This window comes from Gemmata algarum (assembly GCF_034097035.1).
Taxonomy (GTDB): Bacteria; Planctomycetota; Planctomycetia; order Gemmatales; family Gemmataceae; genus Gemmata; species Gemmata algarum.
Window position 1 is genome coordinate 1 of the sequence record NZ_JAXBLV010000184.1, and the last position, 19,323, is coordinate 19,323.

The 19,323-nt window shown below is 65.4% G+C and carries 17 protein-coding genes; 11 read left to right on the plus strand and 6 right to left on the minus strand.

The features are described 5' to 3' along the window. Positions 1–79: 79 nt before the first annotated feature. The gene (locus tag R5W23_RS16905) at positions 80–958 is read right to left on the minus strand and encodes a hypothetical protein (RefSeq protein WP_320687316.1); all 879 of its coding nucleotides are present in this window, start codon (positions 956–958) and stop codon (positions 80–82) included. Positions 959–1,126: 168 nt separating this feature from the next. Here R5W23_RS16905 and ald point away from each other — a divergent pair, with 168 nt between their 5' ends. Next, positions 1,127–2,230 carry an alanine dehydrogenase gene (ald, locus tag R5W23_RS16910; RefSeq protein WP_261185248.1) on the plus strand — a complete coding sequence of 368 codons (1,104 nt, stop codon included), beginning with the start codon at positions 1,127–1,129 and terminating at the stop codon, positions 2,228–2,230. Positions 2,231–2,414: 184 nt separating this feature from the next. Here ald and R5W23_RS16915 read toward each other — a convergent pair whose 3' ends face one another. The 3 genes from R5W23_RS16915 to R5W23_RS16925 are packed head-to-tail and all read right to left on the minus strand — an operon-like array spanning position 2,415 to position 4,375. Further along, positions 2,415–2,675 (minus strand): hypothetical protein, encoded by a 261-nt coding sequence (locus R5W23_RS16915; RefSeq protein ID WP_320687317.1) that lies wholly within the window; start codon positions 2,673–2,675, stop codon positions 2,415–2,417. Positions 2,676–2,720: 45 nt separating this feature from the next. Continuing rightward, the gene (locus R5W23_RS16920; protein ID WP_320687318.1) at positions 2,721–3,335 is read right to left on the minus strand and encodes a DUF1579 family protein; all 615 of its coding nucleotides are present in this window, start codon (positions 3,333–3,335) and stop codon (positions 2,721–2,723) included. A gap of 14 nt (positions 3,336–3,349) precedes the next feature. Next, positions 3,350–4,375: a DUF1559 domain-containing protein gene (locus tag R5W23_RS16925; RefSeq protein ID WP_320687319.1), complete on the minus strand. Its 1,026-nt coding sequence runs from the start codon at positions 4,373–4,375 to the stop codon at positions 3,350–3,352. A gap of 1,130 nt (positions 4,376–5,505) precedes the next feature. Here R5W23_RS16925 and R5W23_RS16930 point away from each other — a divergent pair. The 7 genes from R5W23_RS16930 (at position 5,506) to R5W23_RS16955 (ending at position 14,357) form a co-directional block, all read left to right on the plus strand. Further along, complete coding sequence (locus R5W23_RS16930; RefSeq protein WP_320687320.1) at positions 5,506–6,483, plus strand: hypothetical protein; 978 nt, start codon at positions 5,506–5,508, stop codon at positions 6,481–6,483. A 199-nt stretch (positions 6,484–6,682) separates the two neighbouring features. Further along, positions 6,683–7,726 (plus strand): hypothetical protein, encoded by a 1,044-nt coding sequence (locus tag R5W23_RS16935; protein WP_320687321.1) that lies wholly within the window; start codon positions 6,683–6,685, stop codon positions 7,724–7,726. A gap of 566 nt (positions 7,727–8,292) precedes the next feature. Next, the gene (locus tag R5W23_RS32690; RefSeq protein ID WP_407936138.1) at positions 8,293–9,228 is read left to right on the plus strand and encodes a DUF1559 family PulG-like putative transporter; all 936 of its coding nucleotides are present in this window, start codon (positions 8,293–8,295) and stop codon (positions 9,226–9,228) included. Between the two features lie 878 nt (positions 9,229–10,106). Beyond that, the gene (nagB, locus tag R5W23_RS16940) at positions 10,107–11,993 is read left to right on the plus strand and encodes a glucosamine-6-phosphate deaminase (protein WP_320687322.1); all 1,887 of its coding nucleotides are present in this window, start codon (positions 10,107–10,109) and stop codon (positions 11,991–11,993) included. Between the two features lie 210 nt (positions 11,994–12,203). Beyond that, complete coding sequence (locus R5W23_RS16945; protein ID WP_320687323.1) at positions 12,204–12,650, plus strand: hypothetical protein; 447 nt, start codon at positions 12,204–12,206, stop codon at positions 12,648–12,650. A 67-nt stretch (positions 12,651–12,717) separates the two neighbouring features. Further along, positions 12,718–13,671: a TIGR01777 family oxidoreductase gene (locus R5W23_RS16950; RefSeq protein ID WP_320687324.1), complete on the plus strand. Its 954-nt coding sequence runs from the start codon at positions 12,718–12,720 to the stop codon at positions 13,669–13,671. Between the two features lie 161 nt (positions 13,672–13,832). Then, positions 13,833–14,357 (plus strand): hypothetical protein, encoded by a 525-nt coding sequence (locus R5W23_RS16955; RefSeq protein WP_320687325.1) that lies wholly within the window; start codon positions 13,833–13,835, stop codon positions 14,355–14,357. Positions 14,358–14,375: 18 nt separating this feature from the next. Here the strand turns inward: R5W23_RS16955 and R5W23_RS16960 are convergent, their stop codons facing one another. Both R5W23_RS16960 and R5W23_RS16965 read right to left on the minus strand, forming a co-directional pair. After that, positions 14,376–14,771 carry a response regulator transcription factor gene (locus tag R5W23_RS16960; protein WP_261185260.1) on the minus strand — a complete coding sequence of 132 codons (396 nt, stop codon included), beginning with the start codon at positions 14,769–14,771 and terminating at the stop codon, positions 14,376–14,378. A gap of 43 nt (positions 14,772–14,814) precedes the next feature. Continuing rightward, complete coding sequence (locus tag R5W23_RS16965) at positions 14,815–15,084, minus strand: hypothetical protein (RefSeq protein WP_320687326.1); 270 nt, start codon at positions 15,082–15,084, stop codon at positions 14,815–14,817. An 846-nt stretch (positions 15,085–15,930) separates the two neighbouring features. Here R5W23_RS16965 and R5W23_RS16970 point away from each other — a divergent pair. The 3 genes from R5W23_RS16970 to R5W23_RS16980 all read left to right on the plus strand — a co-directional run bounded on the left by R5W23_RS16970 (position 15,931) and on the right by R5W23_RS16980 (position 18,916). Continuing rightward, a complete protein-coding gene (locus tag R5W23_RS16970) occupies positions 15,931–16,806 on the plus strand; it encodes an acyl-CoA desaturase (protein ID WP_320687327.1) in 876 nt (291 codons plus the stop codon). An 872-nt stretch (positions 16,807–17,678) separates the two neighbouring features. Continuing rightward, positions 17,679–18,131, plus strand: coding sequence for a universal stress protein (locus R5W23_RS16975; RefSeq protein ID WP_261185263.1), 453 nt, complete (start codon positions 17,679–17,681; stop codon positions 18,129–18,131). 155 nt (positions 18,132–18,286) lie between these two features. Beyond that, the gene (locus R5W23_RS16980) at positions 18,287–18,916 is read left to right on the plus strand and encodes a hypothetical protein (RefSeq protein ID WP_320687328.1); all 630 of its coding nucleotides are present in this window, start codon (positions 18,287–18,289) and stop codon (positions 18,914–18,916) included. Positions 18,917–19,323 lie beyond the last annotated feature (407 nt).

Below are 19,323 nucleotides of genomic sequence, written 5' to 3' on the forward strand. Positions count from 1 at the left end.
GGGGGCCGGGGGGTGGGTTGCCTTTCCCCCTCCCTGAAGGGAGGGGGTTGGGGGGTGGGTTGTCTTTCGCACGCATCCCTCAATCCTCCCGCTCGAACCGGAGCGCCTCGCCCCCCTCGAACGCCTCCTGGCGCAGCACCTTCCCGTCGCGCACCTGGACCCACGTGCGGGCGATCGCGTCCTCCTTGCGGCGGTACTCGATCACCCAACACGGGATGTCCTGGTTCTGCCAGCTCAAGACGCGCGGCTCGCCCGCCACCTCCGCGAGCAGCGGCTCCTTCGGCTTCGCCGCGCCGAGCGGCAGCCCGCTCTTGGCGAGCTGCTTGCGGATGAGGTCCGCGAGCGCGTCCTGGAGCGGGTTGTACTCGTGAACCACCCACGAGCGCATCCCGCCGTGTATCCCCGCGATCCGGTTCACCGGCTGCAACGGGTTCAGCGGCTGCCCCTGCCGCACCGGGACCGGTTCCAGATCGGCCTCGAAGTCGCCGAACGAGCTCTTCACCGACCCGTGGCCGGTCAGCGTGCCGCCGCTGACGGTCCCGCGGACATCGATCTGCCCCCCGAACCGCGACTTGCCCGCGACCACTTCCAGCTTCCCGCTCAGCGCCTGCTCCTTGAAGTCGCCGGCGCGGGTCATGCGCACGTCCGAGGTGGCGTCCGGCACCTCCAGGGCGACGCCCCCCTGCTCGAGCCGGAGCTTGCTGTACCGGTAGGTGAACTGGAACTCGTCGGTCGCGTCGTGGTACTTCATCAGCGTGGTCAGCTTCCCGATGGGCTGCCCGTTGCGGTACAGGGTCCACTTCGCGGGGACGTTCTGCTTCGCCTCGTCGGCCAGTTCGATGGCGACCGGGGGCGGCCCGGACGCGAACAGCCGCGGCCACACGTCCCGGTACGCGACGTACCCGGTGGTGGCGATCCAGAACGCGACGATCCCCGCGACGGCAATACGCGGCGGCATGAGGTCACCTGCGACAGGAACCGGCGAGACGTGGCGCCTTCCCAATCCTAGGTAACTGACGGCGCGGGGAGCAACCGATTTCATCATGAGAGCCGCGCGACTTGATTCACTCCCCCGCAGCCCCACAATGCCTGTACGCACCTCTCCGTTGAATTTCCGAGGCCATTCATGATTGTCGGCGTTCCGAAAGAAGTGAAGCAGGACGAGTACCGGGTGGCGATGGTGCCCGCGGGCGTGGAAGAGCTGACCCGGGCGGGGCACACGGTGCTCATCCAGAGCGGCGCCGGCGCGGGGTCCGGCATCAGCGACGACCAGTACGCCGCGACCGGCGCGCAGATCGTCTCGAACGACGCCGAGGTGTGGGCGCGGGCGGACCTGATTGTGAAGGTGAAGGAGCCGATGCCGTCCGAGTGGCCCCACATGCGCGCGGGCCAGACGGTGTTCACCTACTTCCACTTCGCGGCCGACCGGCACCTGACCGAGGCCGTTCTGAAGTCGGGCATCACCGCGATCGCCTACGAGACCATCCGCGACGCGAAGGGGACCCTGCCGCTGCTCACGCCGATGAGCGAGGTGGCGGGGCGGATGAGCATTCAAGAAGGCGCGAAGTACCTGGAGCGCCCGTTCGACGGCCGCGGCATCCTGCTCGCCGGCGTCCCCGGCGTGCCGCCGGCCACGGTCTCGGTCATCGGGGCGGGTGTGGTGGGCGCGAACGCCGCCCGGGTGGCCGCCGGGCTGGGCGCGAACGTGTTCATCCTCGACGTGAACCTGGACCGGCTGCGGTACATCGACGACGTGATGCCGCAGAACGTGACCACGGTGTTCAGCAACCGGCTGAACATCCGCGAGTGCCTCCAGTTCTCGGACCTCGTCATCGGGGCGGTGCTGATCCCGGGCGCGAAGGCCCCGAACCTGGTCACCCGGGACGACCTGAAGTACATGCTCCCGCGGGCCGTGGTGATCGACGTGGCGATCGACCAGGGCGGGTGCTTCGAGACGAGCCGCCCGACCACGCACGCGAACCCGACCTACATCGTGGACGACATCGTTCACTACTGCGTCACGAACATGCCGGGCGCGGTGGGCCGCACGAGCACCTACGCCCTCACGAACGTGACCCTCCCGTACGCGATGCAACTGGCCAGCAAGGGGCCGGAGCGGGCCGTGAAGGAGAACCCGGCGCTGCTGGCGGGCGTCAACATCAAGGCCGGGAAGGTGACGAACCAGGCCGTGGCCGAAACCTTCGGCCTGGAGTGCGTGCCGGCCGTGTAAGCGCCTGTTGGCAGAGCGAGAACGGCGCCACGGGGCTACCGCAACGACGCCAAGACGGGTATTGAATGGTGTGGGAGAACAGGAGAACCACTCGTACCCACACCGATTACCAATCCCCGCCCCGTTTCCGTCGTTTTGACGGACGACGGGAGCAAGGGCGGTGCCTACCGTTTTAGCAACAAGTTCACCACGTTTCTCGAATCACGTGGCTTCTTACGGCGGCGTGGCCAAGATCAACAACTGTGTTGCCCTGGCCACGGCCAACTTCGGCTTGCGCCCGGCTCCCGCTTTCCGCTTCGGCAACCGGACGCGTCGGGCCTTCGCCTGGCGGGCGGCCAGGCGAAGGCTCCAGTTGGGCCAGTAGGTTGCCGAACTCGACCACCGAAAGGCCGGTAAACTGGCGGAACGTGGACGGCTTGCGGCGGATGCGGGTGTAGTGGTCCATGCCGCCCCAGTACCGACGCCCGCCCTGTTCCGCAACGACTCGACTTCACTTCGCTTGCTTGGTCAGCACCAGTTCCATCATCAACCGCTCCATGCCGTCGGTGCCGATGGAATACTGCCGGTGGACGATCTTCTTCCCCTCGTCTTCCAGCGTCGTTACCGTTTTCGACTTGCGGGCGGTCGGCTCGGCCCCGAGTACCGCCCCGAACAGTTCGATCTTCTCGCCGGCAAACTTCTCGCGGCTCTTGCGGAACGACATCTGGGTCTGTCGGGAGTCGATCCAGGTGCTGGTGAACAGTCCCGTCTCCGGCTCGAACCCTATGACGCCGGTGCCGGTCGATTTGCCGGCGTCCGCCTCGAACTCGAACTCGGAGCGGAGGAACCGCCCGCCGTGGGTCATCTCCTGCTTGCAGGTGCCCTTCGTCGCCCGCGGCTCGCCGCCGTCGCGGGGGTAGAACTTCTTCGCGACGGCCCAGTCGCCGACGAACTTGGCCAGGAACTTCTGCCCTTCGCCGGGGGCGGACTTCGGCTCGACCGCCTGCTGCGGGTCCTTCTTGGGCACCGGTGCGGCCTTCTTCGGCTCCTGCGAGACGGCCGCGGCCGCCAGCAGGGCGAGCGTCAGGAAACCGGCCGCCGCGAGGGGACTTCGTGCGCGAGACATCACCGGCCTCCGGGTTAGTAGTCGCCGAGCACTTCGCCGCCGGCACGGGAGCCGACGGCGGCCCACGTGACCGGGCTGACGGAGTTGGTGACGAATCGCACCCCGCCGTCGGCGCGGAGCAGGTTCACCCCGCCGGAGTGCTTGCTCCGGGCCGCCTTCCAGTTGGCCGCCGTGCTGATACAGTCCATCGTCGCCGAGTTCGGCGTCAGCCCGTGGTCGTACAGCGTTTCGTACGCGTCGCCGTCCGCCCACCGGGTGTTCTTGTCGTACCGGTACTGCGGGGCGGTGGTGGCCGGTCCGCAGTTGGCGGCGGTGAACGCCGTCTGCGACTGGAACCAGCGGTACGTCCGCTCCTGGTCGGCGGCGGCCGTCGGGGCGGCCGTCGTCTGCGCGGCGTTGGTGCCGATCAGCGTCTCCGCCGCCATCGCCGTGTTCGAGGTGCCGTCGGTCAGGTCGGCGAACCGGGTGGCGGAGCCGTTGTAGAACATGCCGTCCGGCGGCGGGGCGGCGGCGAAGGTGCCCGTCCGCGACCCGCCGTTCTGTCCGCTGCCGACGCACGCGGCGTAGTTCGTGGGGGCGAACAGCGGGTCCGGCTTTTGACCGCTGAGCGGGTCGCTCGGGCACAGGAAGATGGGCACCATCGACTGCACGGCGAGCTGGTTCCCCTTGCTGTTGATGACGTTCCCGGCGGCGTCGTACAGCGGGTTGTCCAAGTCGCAGGCGTTGTACACCGCCGTCTGCTCCAGGTACGGGGTGAGTTTGGCGAACGCCGACCAGCGGAACCGGAACGCCGGCACGGCGGGGTACGCCGCCGTCACCTTCTGCTCGTAGCCGGCCGGGAAGTAGCCGAGGGCGGACTCGTGGTTGTGGAAGGCCAACCCCAGTTGCTTCAGGTTGTTGCTGCACTTCATCCGCGCGGCGGCCTCGCGGACCTTCTGGACGGCTGGCAACAGAAGGCCGATCAGGATGGCGATGATGGCGATGACGACCAGCAGTTCGATCAGCGTGAACCCGGCCCGGTGTCGGACGATCGGCGGCATGGTTCCCCCGGAATGAATAACCCGAGCGACACGTCGGCAGGCGTGCGGGCAGCTGTATTGAGAGGTCGAGATAAACTACCGCTCGTCCGCGCGAACGCCCACCGAACGGATGCGGAACATCCGTGATAAAGTCCGTCACGGGTTGATGCGGACAGCAGATTTTCAACGAGCTGTAGCCGACCGCTTGTTCCACGCTTTGCTTTGTCTCGCGGACTTCCCGGCCACTCTCCAGCAGACCCACCTTCAGCAGAATCCTGAACCCGTGAACTCATACATGAACCCATCTGCGGTGTCGCGTTCTTGACGAGCCGCGACCGCCCGGGGAGCGGTGCCACGTACCCCGCTCCCCGGGCGGTCGCGGCTCGTCGAGAACGCGGCTGTAGTACCGGGTGCGTGTATCAGCGACGGCGATCTGAACGGTCACCAGCCCACCCGCGTCGGCGGGCCGGTAGGTGAACACGTCGGTGCCGGTGAACTCGTCGTCCGGGGGTGTAGACGAACTCGTCGTCCGGGCTCAGCGCCACGGCCCCGCGCGCCGAGTGCGGTGAGTTCGACGCCGCGCGGCGGCAGGAGAAGGCGATGGACCTTGGCGGCGGAGCCGGCGCGCCGGGCCGACGACCGGTCCCGGTTGGAACGATATGAGGCCGATAAGCCGGCCCGGCGCGCCGGCACAAAGGCGAGCGGGCCTCGGCACAAGAATTTTCAATAACCTCTTCCACCCAAAGGGGCGATCGATTACCTTGCCACCAGAGTTCAATCTGAGTGTGAGAGACCGCTGTGCCAAAGAGCAGGCTCTTAATCACAATTCTCATTGGCCTACCGGCTTGCTGGGCCGGGGTGGCACTCGGGCCAGCCGAGCGCCGATCACGGCCCGAGGAGCGTGTGGCGTGTTACTGCGCCCGAGAGCCAACTGCTCTCACCCAGCGTCATCAAGTCGACTGGCGTTCGGAAGCTGCCAGTTGGCATCTAGCTCAATCGAAATAATGTAATATTTTAAATTATATTTAATAATTGCATAAATATCTATGATGGTACGATATTTGCTCTGGGGCGCCGCGGTGGTCATTTGCGCCGTCGGCAGTCACCTCGCGGCCCGCAGAGTCGCTCCGCAGCTTGATCAACCACGCGTTATGGCCGAAACGCGGGATGTTATCATTGCAGAAGAGGATCTGGATCTCGGCAAACAGCCGGAGGCGAGATCGTACGTTCACGCGTTCGGCGTTATTAATCGCTCCGCTCACCCGATTAGGCTGGTCGGGGCGATTGGATCATGCGACTGCCGCATGATGGAGCCGCACGTTCCTGTGAACATACCCCCGGGTGAAACACTCGCAGTACGCGCCGCGTTTGCTTTCGGCTCTGCGTCACCGTGCGAGGCCGCGCAGGCCGAGAGCGAGAGCGTTCGCGTGCCACTCACGTTGCAATTTGACTCGCCTAATGGCAATGTATTTGAGCGATCGTATTATTTTTATTATCAGCCAAGCCGAACGCTCCGCCTCATCGGTGAACGGGTGAATATAGGCCTGTGCTCAATAAGAAATTCGCAATGGTCAGAGCGAGAAGTGCTGATCGAACTCGGGGAAGCGGTCGACAAGATCGTGTTCGATGGCCCTCCCAACTGGCATTGGGTGGTCCCCGAGTTTCAAGCCGGAACGGCAAAGCGATTGAGCCTAAAGCTCATTCGCACTGGCGGCGCAAGGATCGGTACGATTCGGGACGAATGGACGCTCACCCCGTTCAGCAAAACCGGGGAGCGCCTTGCGCCGCTTCGCGTTGAGGTCGTTGGTGAAGTCGTTGAGGATGTGACGCCTCTCCCGCGCGAAGTTCGCCTCGGTCGCCATCCGATCGGGGTGCTCGCCCAAGAGTCGGTTCAGCTCGTCTCCCTAACGCACCGCAAGCTTGCAGCAGTCGAACTGGTCAACGTTCCTCGGGGTGTGTACTTAAGTTCAATAAAAGAAAGTAACGGTCAATTAACAATAAGGATTGAGGCTCAGGTGCAGCGAGCCGGGACCGAAGAGCGCGTGGCCGGGCTCTGCGTTGTGGACGAGGCTGGCGAGCGAACGATGATTCCATTGCGTATCATTTTAATTGGATACAGTCACCCATAAAGGGGATGCTGCACGTGTCTACCTGCGACGCCTCATGGGCCGAGAATTGTTTCTAATTTTCTGTTTTTCTTGGACTGGCGCCTTCTGAATTTCCGAGCGAATGACACTCAAAGTGAATCTCTAGCTTAGAGCACTTGGAAGAGCTTTCGGCAACCAGAAGCGGTGACAGGCGGATGCGCGTAAGTTCCGGGAGTATGGTATGCAGCTCTTTCGGTTCGTACTTTGTCTGACATTAACCGCTGGCGCCACAGCCGCCAGAGCGGACACGTTTGAGGACGCTACTAGACAGCGCGAAACCAAGTTTGCCTCGGTGTCTTTCGAGTTTGAGGTTGTGGATTTCGTCCCGAAAGGAATGCTTGGTGGGAAGAAGGAGTTGAGCCGGGACGCCCAAACGACGGCCCGCTGCAAATTGATTCTCGACGGCCCCCGCGCCCGCTACGAAAACAACCAGCCGCTGTGGTCGGCGAGTACTGGGGAGTTTTTAAACTCTCCTTCCGTCCTCGTCACCGATGGGCACTCAAGCAAGCTGTTCTTTCCCAAAGGCATTTCCGGCTCTTCCGCTCCCCGCGCTATTGTCGGCGGCGCTAACGCAGAGGGCTTCCGGTCTTCCGTTCTGACGCCCCTTATGATGCACTGCCGTGGGCTCTCACCCGCTCTCGCGCCGTACGTCGTGACCGATTTTAAGCGTACAGAGGGATCGCTAACCCTCGGAGAACATAAGTGCCGAGAGTACCTGCGCCCGGGGGCGGATGGCGTTACGATATCGGTCTTTGTTGACGATGATGCCGCAGTCGTCGGCCGCCGGCTTCGGAAGCTGAAAAATGGCAATCTCGTCTACCAACTCGACACACAATACGAAATGTCATCCGCCGGTCTGGCTCCGGCGAGCTGGAAACTCACCGAGTACGACGACAGCGGAAAATTGAAACTGCGACGCGAGGTAAAGGTCTTGAATTTTTCCTATCGATCATCTGTAGATGTAGGAGAATTTCAAATAGATTTCCCTTCTGGGACGCAAGTGTTCGACCAGATGACGAGAAAGCACTTCATCGCGCAAGGCCACGAAGTGATGCGCGAGACCGATGCCTTCGGGACGGATTTAGGGGTCGAGGTCGTTCAGCCCGATGCGTCGTGGTGGCGGCGGTATCGCTCACTCGTTGTGTGGGCCGTCTTCGGTGTGGGTATTCTCTGCTGCACTATTTTTTGGGTGCGGCGAAGGCGTGGGCGGCGGGTCGCGCTGTAACGAGCGTGTTTACTTTCACTGTTTCCGGAGAAAGAGATGTCGAAGAACAGGCCGCTGTTGGCTATCGATGGCTTCGCGCTCTGCGCCTGCGTGGCGTTTTTTGCGGCTCTTACGGCGCCCGGGCTGTCGGAGGGGCAGGTGCGCACCGCGATCGGCGATGCGGTGGCGACGTGCGACAACAAGTGCCGGCAGCGGTTCTACTTTAAGGACAACGGCGGCACTTGCGTTCGGTACGCGATTGATACGTGCTGGCTGTGCACCGGTAACTACAATTTGTGCTACCCCTCAAATACTGATAATTTCACAAATCTAGAATGTAAACTACATGAGAATAACGGAAGCATTAAGTACCATAACAACGATGAGTGCACTCCACGCTGCCCGTGGGCTCCCGGAACCAATGTCGAGACAGCTTCGTGGAGTGGGGGCGAAACGACCGCGGCCGCATTTGATTTGTGGCTCTGCAAGGCATAAATTCGGATGACCTTGTTGGCAATGGCGAGCGTTCCGCGACAACTCTCCGCGTTCAGGGCGGGGCGGCTGCCGTTGAAATGTGGGGTAATGTGATGTTGCGTCAGCAGCGATCTCAGCTCCGCACGCCGTCCTCGTCAGGTCGCGTTGGGTTGTCGTTGATCGAACTCCTCATCGCGATCGCGATATGTGCCGTGCTCTTGAGCTTGCTCCTGGGGGCCGTTCAGCGCGCGCGGGCTACCGCGGTCCGGGCGGCGTGCGCGAACAACCTCCGGCAGTTGGCTCTCGGCACCCACGGTCACTCGGCGCAAGCAGGGCTGTTGCCGCAGGGGTGCGCTTATCCGTTCGCCACGGCCGCGTCGCCGAGAACCGCTCAGGCCGGGATTTCCTGGCAAACGGCTATTCTGCCGTACATCGAGCAAGGGGACTTGTGGCAACGAGCTTGGCGGGCCAATCAGACCGATCCGGTTGGTTACAGCTCCGCCCATATGGCAATAAGGGAGACTGTTGTTAGGTTGTTTTTATGCCCAGCCGAATCCGAATCGCGCCGCGTGAGCCATATGGGCGTATCAGGGACGTGGGCGACAACCTCTTACGTGGGCGTTGCCGGAACATCTAAGTATGCTAATGATGGTATTTTTCATGTCAATCTTTCTATTCGCCTGACTGATATCACGGATGGTACAGCGAATACGCTTCTTCTTGGTGAGCGCCCCCCTGGACCTGCGGGTCGTTTTGGGGGCTGGTACGCTAACTGGGGCGATTGCACGTGCCCGATTGCGCAGATTCTGGCCGTCGGTCCGCGTTCTGTGGTCGCGGAGGATGGATCACTGTGCCCGTTGACGCCGGGATTAGCTCCCGGCCGACTCGATGAACTCTGCTCGGTCGAGCACTTCTGGAGCTTACACCCGGTGGGAGCCCTGTTCGCGTTTGCTGACGGGTCCGTCCGATTCATAAACTATAGCGCTGCGCCTTTGCTTCTGTCACTCGCCACCCGCGCAGGCGGCGAAGCCGAAACCGTTCCGGAATGACAAATCGTTTCCCCTTCACGCCGCGCGGTTCCGGCCGTTGAGCGTGGTCCGCTCACGCCGTGAGCCGTCGCTCTGCGTATCAGGTCTGCGACTCGTGCGGTTAGTTCTGTCGTTGCGCGCAACGCGAACCGGATGCGCGGAGCGACCGCTCACGCCGCGAGCGTGACCACACCCAACGGCCAACGCCCGGGTACGTCACACCAGCTTGAAGCGACGGCAACCTGGTTGGTCCGTCGGCGAGCCGCGGGCGCCGTGCCATCAGGTTAATAGGGGACGGCTGGATCGGTTGCCGTGCGGATCAGGTGACCGCGGCCCACCCGGCGCGGATCTGTAACGGGGGTTACACTCGCGTCACGAGCGGCACCCGCGGGCGGGTCGGGCAACGGGCCGTGAGCTACCGTCCCGCGGGCGATTCGCTACCCGTTCGCTGGTACTCCGCTACCACCGAGTCGCGCCCGCAAAACCCGGATAACGCTCCCGGGCCAACCGCGAGCGGCTTGCCACATGAGCCAAGATGTATGCCGCAAAATGCTTCTGAAACTGTTGTTGCGACGGAACCGGCTCGGTACGCGGGCTCAGCTTCTTCGGACGAACGCAGCCCCGTCCGGAGTTGGTTGGGCGGCCAGAACGACCGCGCCGAGAATCCGCGACGAGAGCGAACCCGCTGCCGCGACCGTGGCGACCGGCCGGGAGACCCGAACGCGCCGAGGTTACATCCGCAGCCCGCAGGCGGGTGCCGCACACCTGTGACAAACGGGAAACGACCGGACCCGGAATGCGTGCCCCGGTGCGGCGCGCGTGCCCGCGGCGGTATACCCGCGGCGCGCGGTGCCGCTAGAACATCACCTTCCGGCCCGCCGAGACCACGGAACCCGCGCATGAGCCTTTCGCACCCGCTCCCGCACACCCGCACCCGCACCGTTAAGTTCCTCACCGCCGCCGCCGCCGCCCGGCACGTCGCCAAGGAGATCGACAAGCTGATCCGGGCCCGCAACGCGGCCGGCAAGCACACTGTCCTCGGGCTCGCCACCGGCAGCACCCCGGTAAGCCTGTACCGCGAGCTGATCCGGCTCCACAGGGAGGAGGGGCTGGACTTCTCCCGGGTCGTCACGTTCAACCTGGACGAATACTACCCGATGCCCAAGGAGAGCCAGCACTCGTACTTCCGCTGGATGCACGAGACGCTGTTCAGCCACATCAACGTGAAGTGGGAGAACATCCACATCCCGGACGGCGCGCTCAAGCCCGACGAGGTGGACGCGGCGTGCGAGGAGTACGACGAGAAGATCCGCTCGTTCGGCGGGATCGACATCCAGGTGCTCGGCATCGGCCGCACCGGGCACATCGCGTTCAACGAGCCCGGCAGCCCGCAGAACAGCCGCACCCGGCTGGTCACCCTCGACAGCATCACCCGCCGCGACGCCGCCGACGGGTTCTCCGGCGAGAAGAACGTGCCGCACCACGCCCTCACGATGGGCGTCGCGAGCATCCTGGAGGCCCGCCGCATCTTCCTGATGGCGTTCGGCGAGCACAAGGCGAGCATCGTCTACAAGGCCGTCGAGCAGGCGCCGACCGAGGCCATCTCTGCCAGCTTCTTGCAGGAGCACCGGGACGCCACCTTCGTCCTCGACGAGGCCGCGGCGGCCGAGCTGACGGCCATCAAGCGGCCGTGGGAGGTGGGGCCGTGCCAGTGGAGCCCGGAGCTGGTCCGTAAGGCCGTCGTGGCCCTGGCTCTGACCGTGAAGAAGGGGCTCCAGAAGCTCAACGACGACGACTTCCGCGACCACCACCTGTACGAGCTGCTGCGCGAGAAGGGGCCGGCCGAGCAGATCGGCGAGGCCGTGTTCCACGACCGCATGGAGACGATCCGGCCGTACCCGGCCGGGCGGGTTACGAAAGACGGGGAGCGCAAGACCGCGATCGTGTTCTCGCCGCACCCGGACGACGACGTGATCTCGATGGGCGGCACCATCATCCGGCTCGTCGAGCAGGGGCACAAGGTCCACATCGCGTACATGACCAGCGGGAACGTGGCGGTGTTCGACCACGACGCGCGGCGGTTCGTGGACTTCGTGGACGAGTTCCTCCAGTCGTTCGGCACCTCGGCCGAGCAGTCGTCGGCGGGCACGCTCAAGGAGCGGGTGTACCAGTTCCTCGACGCCAAGAAGGCGGGCGAGCGCGACAGCCCCGAGGTGCTCAAGGTGAAGTCCGTGATCCGCACCACCGAGGCCCGCGCGGGCGCGCTGGTGTGCGGCATCCCGCCGGAGCAGCTCGAGTTCATGGACCTGCGGTTCTACCACACCGGCACCCGCACCAAGAACCCGATCCACCCGCAGGACATCGAGGACATCGTGGCCCTGCTGAAGCGGCTGAACCCGGACCAGGTGTACGTGGCCGGCGAGCTGAGCGACCCGCACGGGACGCACCGGGTGTGCGCCGAGGCGGTGTTCGCCGCCGTGCGCCGGGTCCGGGCCGAGGGGGTGAACCCGGACGTGTGGCTGTACAAGGGCGCGTGGGAGGAGTGGGAGCCGCACGAGATCGAGATGGCGGTGCCGCTGAGCCCCGACGTGGTGGAGCGCAAGAAGCAGGCCATCTTCCGGCACCAGAGCCAGAAGGACAAGGCGATGTTCCCGGGCGGCACCGACCGGCGCGAGTTCTGGCAGCGGGCCGAGCAGCGGAACCTCGCGACCGCCCGGACCTACGACGCGCTCGGGCTGCCCGAGTACTACGCGCTCGAGGCGTTCGTGAAGTGGAACGACGGCTGAGCCGCGGCGCCTCCGGCTCGTTCCGAAAAGCCACGCCGGTCCGCGGCGAACTACTTGGAAAGAGCCCGAGCGCCCTCGGCGCTTCGGGTCAAAAGTCCGATCATCGAGAGTCGTAACGTCACAGATCCCGTGGGAAGAATCGTTCGCGACTTTACGACTTGCTGCCTGACGACTTTTGACCCGAAGTCCTTATTCCACGGAGCCCGAACCGTGTCCACCCCCGCACCCGACCTGCCGCCGATCAAAGAGTACAAGTCGCAGCAGTACGAGTTCAGCGACGAGCACAACCGCGAGATCTCCGCCCTCGCCGACGCGATGCGCGCCGCCTCCAACCTCATGATGCTGGTGGGGCTGGCGTTCGTGGCGCTGGCCGCGCTCACGGTCGCCCAGGGGACGCAGGCGAGCGGCAACTACGGCCCCGCCCTCGGGCTGGGCGCGGCGGCGCTGCTGTCCCTGTGCGTCGGGTTCTGGACCGGCGGGGCCGCGACCTCGTTCCGCAAGGTCGTCGAGACCCGGAACGAAGACATCTGGCACCTGATGAAGGCGCTCGGCTCGCTGCGGGCGATGTACAGCTTGTTGCGCACGCTCATCTTCGCCGCGCTGACGCTGGCCGCGGTCGGGCTCGGGCTGGTCGGCTTCGCGCTCCTCAACAAGTGAGCGGTTGCGTGCCCGCCCTTTCGGCGGTTGACCTCCCCGGAGCGTGCTTTTTCACTCCGGGCTTCACATGAAAGTCGTTATCCCCGGCGGATCGGGACAGGTCGGCACCGTCCTCGCGCGTCACTTCCACGCGAACGGCCACGAGGTTGTCGTGCTGAGCCGCGCGCCCCGGCCGGCCCCGTGGAAGGTGCTCGCGTGGGACGCGCGCTCGCCCGGCGTGTGGGGCGCGGAACTCGACGGCGCGGACGCCGTCATCAACCTCGTCGGGCGGAGCGTGAACTGCCGGTACACGGCGGCGAACCGGCGGGATATTGTCGAATCGCGTGTGCGGTCGGTGCAGTTGCTCGCGGACGCGGTCGCGCGGTGCGCCCGTCCGCCGCGGGTGTGGCTCCAGGCCAGCACCGCGACCATCTACGCCCACCGGTACGACGCCCCCAACGACGAGCGCACCGGAACGCTTGGCACCGAACCGGACGCCCCCGACACCTGGAAGTTCAGCTTCGATGTCGCGAACCGGTGGGAGCAGGCACTGGAAGCTGCGGACGTGCCGCGCACCCGGAAGGTAGCGATGCGCGCCGCGATCACGCTCAGCCCGGACCGGGACGGGGTGTTCGACGTGCTGCTGGGGCTGGTGCGGCGCCGCCTGGGCGGCCGGGCCGGCGACGGCCGGCAGTTCGTGTCTTGGATTCACGACCACGATTTCGTTGCGGCCGCCGAGTTCCTCATCCGGCGGGAGGACATCACCGGTGCGGTCAACATCGCGGCCCCACACCCGCTCCCGAACGCGGACTTCATGAGAGGGCTGCGGGAGGCCTGGGGCGTGCGGTTCGGCTTGCCCGCGATGCGGTGGATGATCGAGGTCGGGGCGTGGCTGATGCGCACGGAATCGGAACTGCTTCTGAAGAGCCGCCGCGTGGTACCCGAGCGGCTGTCGGAGGCCGGGTTCGCGTTCCGGTTCCCGAACTGGCCCGAGGCCGCCAACGACCTGTGTTCCCGCTGGCGCAGCGAACGCGGGGCGTGATTTTCGCTCTATTCGCGTAAGCGTACACGCTTTCAAAAAAGGGATTGCGTCGATTACTTCAAAAGGTTTGTTTCGGCACCGTGATTGGCTCTCCGATTGCGTGTCCGTTCGGTACCTGCGCAGTCGAACCCACGGCTGGCGCGGGAAACCGGGAGGGCGACATGAAGAAGAGCAACACCGACGGACAGGACGCGGTCACCGTGGTCGGGGTGTTCCCCGGCTACGCCGATGCTCGCGGGGCGGTTAAAGCGCTGCGCGCGGCGGGCTACCGGGACGACCAGCTCGGCGTGTTCGGGCCGGATGACCCGAACTCTTGGGAGGAGAACGCCGGGATCGGCGCGGCAGTGGGCGGGGTAGCCGGATTGGGACTCGGCGCGGCCCTCGCCGTCGGGCTGGTGTCGCCGCTGGGGCCGGTGGTCGCGGGCGGGATGGTTGTTGCGGTGATCGCTGGAGCCAGCGCCGGTGCGGGGCTCGGAACACTTGTCGGCGCGCTCGTGGGGCTGGGCGTTTCGGAAGAAGACGCCCGTCATTACGCGACCGAACTGGAGGCGGGCCGGGTGGTTGTGACCGTTCGCACGGCGAACGCCGCGCTGGCGCGTGACGTTATGAACCGGCACGGCGCGTTCCACCGCTCGTCAGCTGACACCGCGATCCCGGGGCACGCGCTGCCGGCCACGCCGTACTGACGGGGCGCGGCGGACCGGTCACTCCGCCGGCTTCTCGTCCGCCGGCTTCGGGGCGAGCGTGCGGTTCACGGTGTCGAGCAGGCGCTCCATAGCGAACGGCTTGCGGATGTAGTCGACCACGCCCAGGTACTCGGCGTACACCTTGTGCCGGCTCCCCTCGTTGGCGGTGACCATGATGATGGGCGGGGCGTCGCCCTTGTCCTTGAAGTGCTCGAGCACCGGGTAGCCGCCCATCCGGGGCATCATCATGTCGAGGATCACGAGGTCCGGGCGCTGGTTGTAGATCGCCTGCTTGCCCTGGTGCCCGTCGTGCGCCTGGATCACCCGGTAGCCCTGCCGCTCGAGGACGGCGCGCATCGCGTCCACCAGCTCGCGGTCGTCGTCCACTACCAGAATGAGCTTCTGCTCGGCCATTGTGCCGGCCCTCAATCAATTGCGGTCGCGTGTCGGTCACCCGTCAGGATACCAACCGCGCCGGGCGGTCACAAGAAGCCGGCGCGGCGAGAACGGGGCGCCACCATAGCAGTGCGTCGGTCGCACACTCCTGGAGCCGCTCGCGCACCGGCGAGGCGTCGGCGTTGGGCCGCCGGGTGCGCTGGATCTGCAGCACCAAGAATAGGTTCTTAGTCGAGTCGATCCGGCCCTGCGCTCCGAACGCGCCGCCGTGCCTGAACGTGCCCACGGACAGCATCCGCACCACGCCCTTGGGTGTGGCGCACCACCGCACACCCGAACCCCATCCCGCCCACGAAGCCAGTCTGCACCTTCGCCATTTCCGCGACCGCCTTCTCGCTCAGTACGCGCTTGCCGCCGAGCTGCCTCTTGTGCGGGCGCACATCCTGCTTGCGGTCGTGCCCGTCCTGTTCGGCGTCCAGCAACTCGTCGAGACCGTCGTGTGGATCGGGCGTCGCCGGTTCTCGTTGAAACCGCGTCGCTCGGGTTCTGGTTCTTTGCTGCGGCACTGTGGCCCAGTTGTTGGCCCGTGGCGGTGGCCGCGATTGAAAAACGGTGTGCGAAGCAGAAGCTGTTCTGCGCCTTCGCGCTGGTCGGATTCGGGTTCGCGCTTACGGTATACCTGCCGGTTGTGGCTCGCGCGAATGAGGGTTACGGGTCGTCGTCCACCAGTCCGTGCGGTATGATATCTCCGCGGCACCGACCGGCCTGGGGGGTGAGGGCACCCGGGCATACGCTGTACCTCGCTGCGGTGAGTGTTCTGCCGCTACTGTCCCGGGACAGGAGGGTCCGGATTCTCGGCGCCGGATGCCTGCTGTCGGCTACGGTTAACTAACTGGTGTACTGATACGCGTTCACTTCTGTTTGGTCCTTCTTCACCGCTGTCCTTTCGCTGTATTTGGTGCTCATCGTGAGTCAGGCCCCCCGAATCATCGGGCACATCTTGCTGGGCCAATGCACTGGTGGCACTGTAATTGCTTTGGTTTCAACACAGCTTTTCCCTCCGGAGATACCGTAAGTGGCTAATCCTGTAGCCGTGGTGACAACGCATCCGATCGACCCCAGTACAAGCGAACGACCGGATCGGCACGGACCGCCGGCCACGCGCTGGGCGACGACGATGTCGTGGACCGCGGTGCTGACGGGCGTGTTCGTGCCCCTCGCCGGGGTGGCCGCAGCGGCGGCTCTGGCGTGGCGGAACGGGCTGCTCGGGTGGGCGGACGTGGGTCTGTTCCTGGGGATGTACGTGGCGGTCATGCTCGGCACGACCGTTGGATTCCATCGACTGTTCACGCACCGCTCGTTCGAGACCGTCAAGCCGGTTCAGTTCATCCTCGGGGCGCTCGGGTCGATGGCACTCCAGGGGCCTCTGTTGGCGTGGGTGGGGTTGCACCGCATCCACCACCAGCACTCGGACCACGACGGCGACCCTCACTCGCCACACGCCCCAGGCCGGCGCGGGTTCTGGGGCCGGTTCCGGGCGTTCTGGCATGCGCACATCGGGTGGGCGTTACCGGCCGAGACGACCGACCTGGAGCGGTACGCCCCGGACTTGCTCAAGAGCCCGCTGATTCGCACGGTGAGCGCGTTGTTCCCGGTGTGGGCCGCCCTCGGGGTGCTGATCCCTGCCGGAATCGGGTACGCGCTGGGCGGCTGGCACGGGGCGCTGACCGGTTTCCTGTGGGGCGGGCTTGCGCGGCTGTTCCTCGGGCACCATGCGACGTGGAGCGTGAACTCGGTGTGTCACTTGTGGGGCACGCGACCATATCACAGCGGGGACGAGAGCCGGAACAATCCGGTGGTCGGGGTTTTGACGATGGGCGAGGGGTGGCACAACAACCACCACGCGTTCCCCACATCGGCCCGGCACGGGTTGAAGTGGTGGCAACTCGACGTGAGCTATTACGTCATCCGCCTGCTCGCCGCGTTCGGGCTCGCGTGGAACATTAAATTGCCGACGGCGCGGGGCCTCGAGATGCGCCGCACGGCGACTTAAACGCCTCAATCGTTCGTACCGACTCCGCCCACACGCTGCGCAGAGCTTCACGGGAGCGGTCGGTCCACTTGCTCCCCTCAACCCACCGCAGTCCGAAGTTTCCCCACGCGAACAAATGAAGCGAGCCGACTTGGGTGCTGCTGAGCGACACAGCAACGAACGGCACGCTCTTGTTGAAGTCCGCCCGCTCGCCCGGGGGCATGGCGGTTCGCCGCGTGCGGAGCGTTTAACCACCGCCCAGCTTCCGGCGCGTTCTGACACATACCGGTGCCATTTCCGACCACCAGCTGCTACTACACCACTTAAAACGCTGTTCATGACCTCGTTCCCTGGGAGCACATTAACGCGTCGCGGGAGTACAGTTGGAACCGAATTCCGCTTGCCCGGAAGCCACTCGTTCGGTTTTTGATGCTCGGATTCGGGGTAGCAACCGCCCAGCGAACCGGTAGCGAATTGCCATTCGGGCGCCAGCGAATGTCCCGTCCGCGCCCCGTCACCGTGCCGCACGATACCGACCCTCGCAGCATTGCGACCGTAGCGTGCCCGTTTGCACCCGCAAACCGCCACCGGCGCCGCGCTGTCACCCCTGTTACAGTTCCGCGCGGGGTGTGTTGACGCCACGCGCCGCGCTGTAACCCCCGTTACAGCTCCGCGCGGACGGTGGAAGCCCCGCGCGACAGTCGGCGGTGGTCCCGGTTCTCTCGGTGCCTGCGCGTTGGCCCCGGGACCATTCAGAAGCGCGAAGCGTATCGGAACCGGACGAACGCGCCCCACCTGGCATACTCGGCCGATGGCACCGAGACTGGCGCCGGACGAGATTGTCCTCTGTTGGCTAAAATGCCGGTACCGCCCCTACCTCGGGAGCCGCACCCATGATCTCCATCCGCCGCGTCCTCGTTCCCACCGACTTCAGCGATTGCGCCACGAAGGCCGTTCGGTACGCCGCCGAATTGGCCGACAAGTTCGGCGCGGAGCTGGTGCTCCTGCACGTGGTCCCGGACACGGTGCTGGCTCTGCCGGACGCGGTCATGCCCGCCCCGGTGCCCATCACCGACCTCGAAGCCCTGACCGATGCTGGAAAAGTCGGGCTGGCGAACCTCGTGACGGCGCTCGGGCTCCAGCCCCGCAACCCGCGCCGGGAGGTGCGCGTCGGGGCGCCCGAACAGGAAATCCCCGCCGCCGCCAAAGACCTCGGAGCCGATCTGGTGTGCGTCGGCACGCACGGGCGCGGCGGGCTGGCTCGCGTGTTCCTGGGGAGCGTCGCGGAGCAGGTGGTGCGCCACGCCCACTGCCCCGTTCTCACGGTCCGACCGGACACGCTCTGACACCAAATCCGGTCGTTTCAAGTTCCAAGTTCCACGTGAAGCGGAAGGCACACGAACGGCCTGGGGCTTTTGCCGAGCTGGTTCCCAACTTAAGAACTTGGAAGCTGGAACTGGAAGCCACCGGATTCGGTCATGCGGGGCAGCGGAGGTGCAGCATGACGGAAGCGGAATGGCTGGTGAGCGAAAACCCTGATGCGATGCTCAACGCTCTCACGTCGCCGGGCCAACGCAAGGGAATTCTCTTTGCGTGCGCGTGCTGCCACCGCATCGCTTCAACGCTGACGGCTTTTGGGTCGCAGGCGATTGCCGTTGCCGAGCGGTTCGCGGACGGGCATGCGAACGTAGAGGAGCTTTTAGCGATCAACCCGAGCCCGCCGAAGATTACGTTGTGGGACTACAGCGACCGCAGCGATTCAGGAGCCGCCGTCGCCTGTGCAGTCGACGGCGGCGAGGCTTCGCGCCGCGGCTGGAAGCGAGCGAATCAATGGGCCGCAATGGCGACCACGAATGTTCCGGCCGAATGGCGGACGCAAGCGAACCTCCTCCGCGACATCTTCGGGAACCCGTTCCGCCCCGTCACCTTCTCCCTCTCCTGGCGCACCTCTACCGCTGTGGCCCTCGCCTCCGGCATGTACGAGTCCCGGGACTTCAGCGCCATGCCGATCCTCGCGGACGCGCTTCAGGACGCCGGGTGCGATCGTGCGGAGGTGCTCGAGCACTGCCAGGGAGATGGGCCGCACGTGCGCGGGTGCTGGGTGGTAGACCTGGTGCTCGGAAGGGAGTAACGCCACCGCCCGCCCTCGGGCCGGCGCGCAACAAAGACGGCCCCGGGATCACTCCCAGGGCCGTCGCGTCACACACCGTTTCACACTGAGGACCCAGCCGCCCGCCTTCGCGGGCAGTTGTCGCTACCTCCTCCGTGTAGCGCCCGGAGAGCCAACCGGGGCACCGGTATAATCGACGCGGCCGGACACGATTTGCGTGACAGGCGGGAGGCGCCCGCGCCGCAAATCGCGTCCGTGCGGCTCGATAATCCGGGTGTGCTCCCGGCCTCACTCCCCGGGACGCTGTTTCAGAGCCAGCAGCGACCGCGGCCCGTGCTGGGTGCGGGTCGCGGTGCCCTCGCGATCACTCACCGGCTCCGGCGGAACCCGACCCAACGGGCGCTCCGCCGGAGCCGTTAACGTATTCC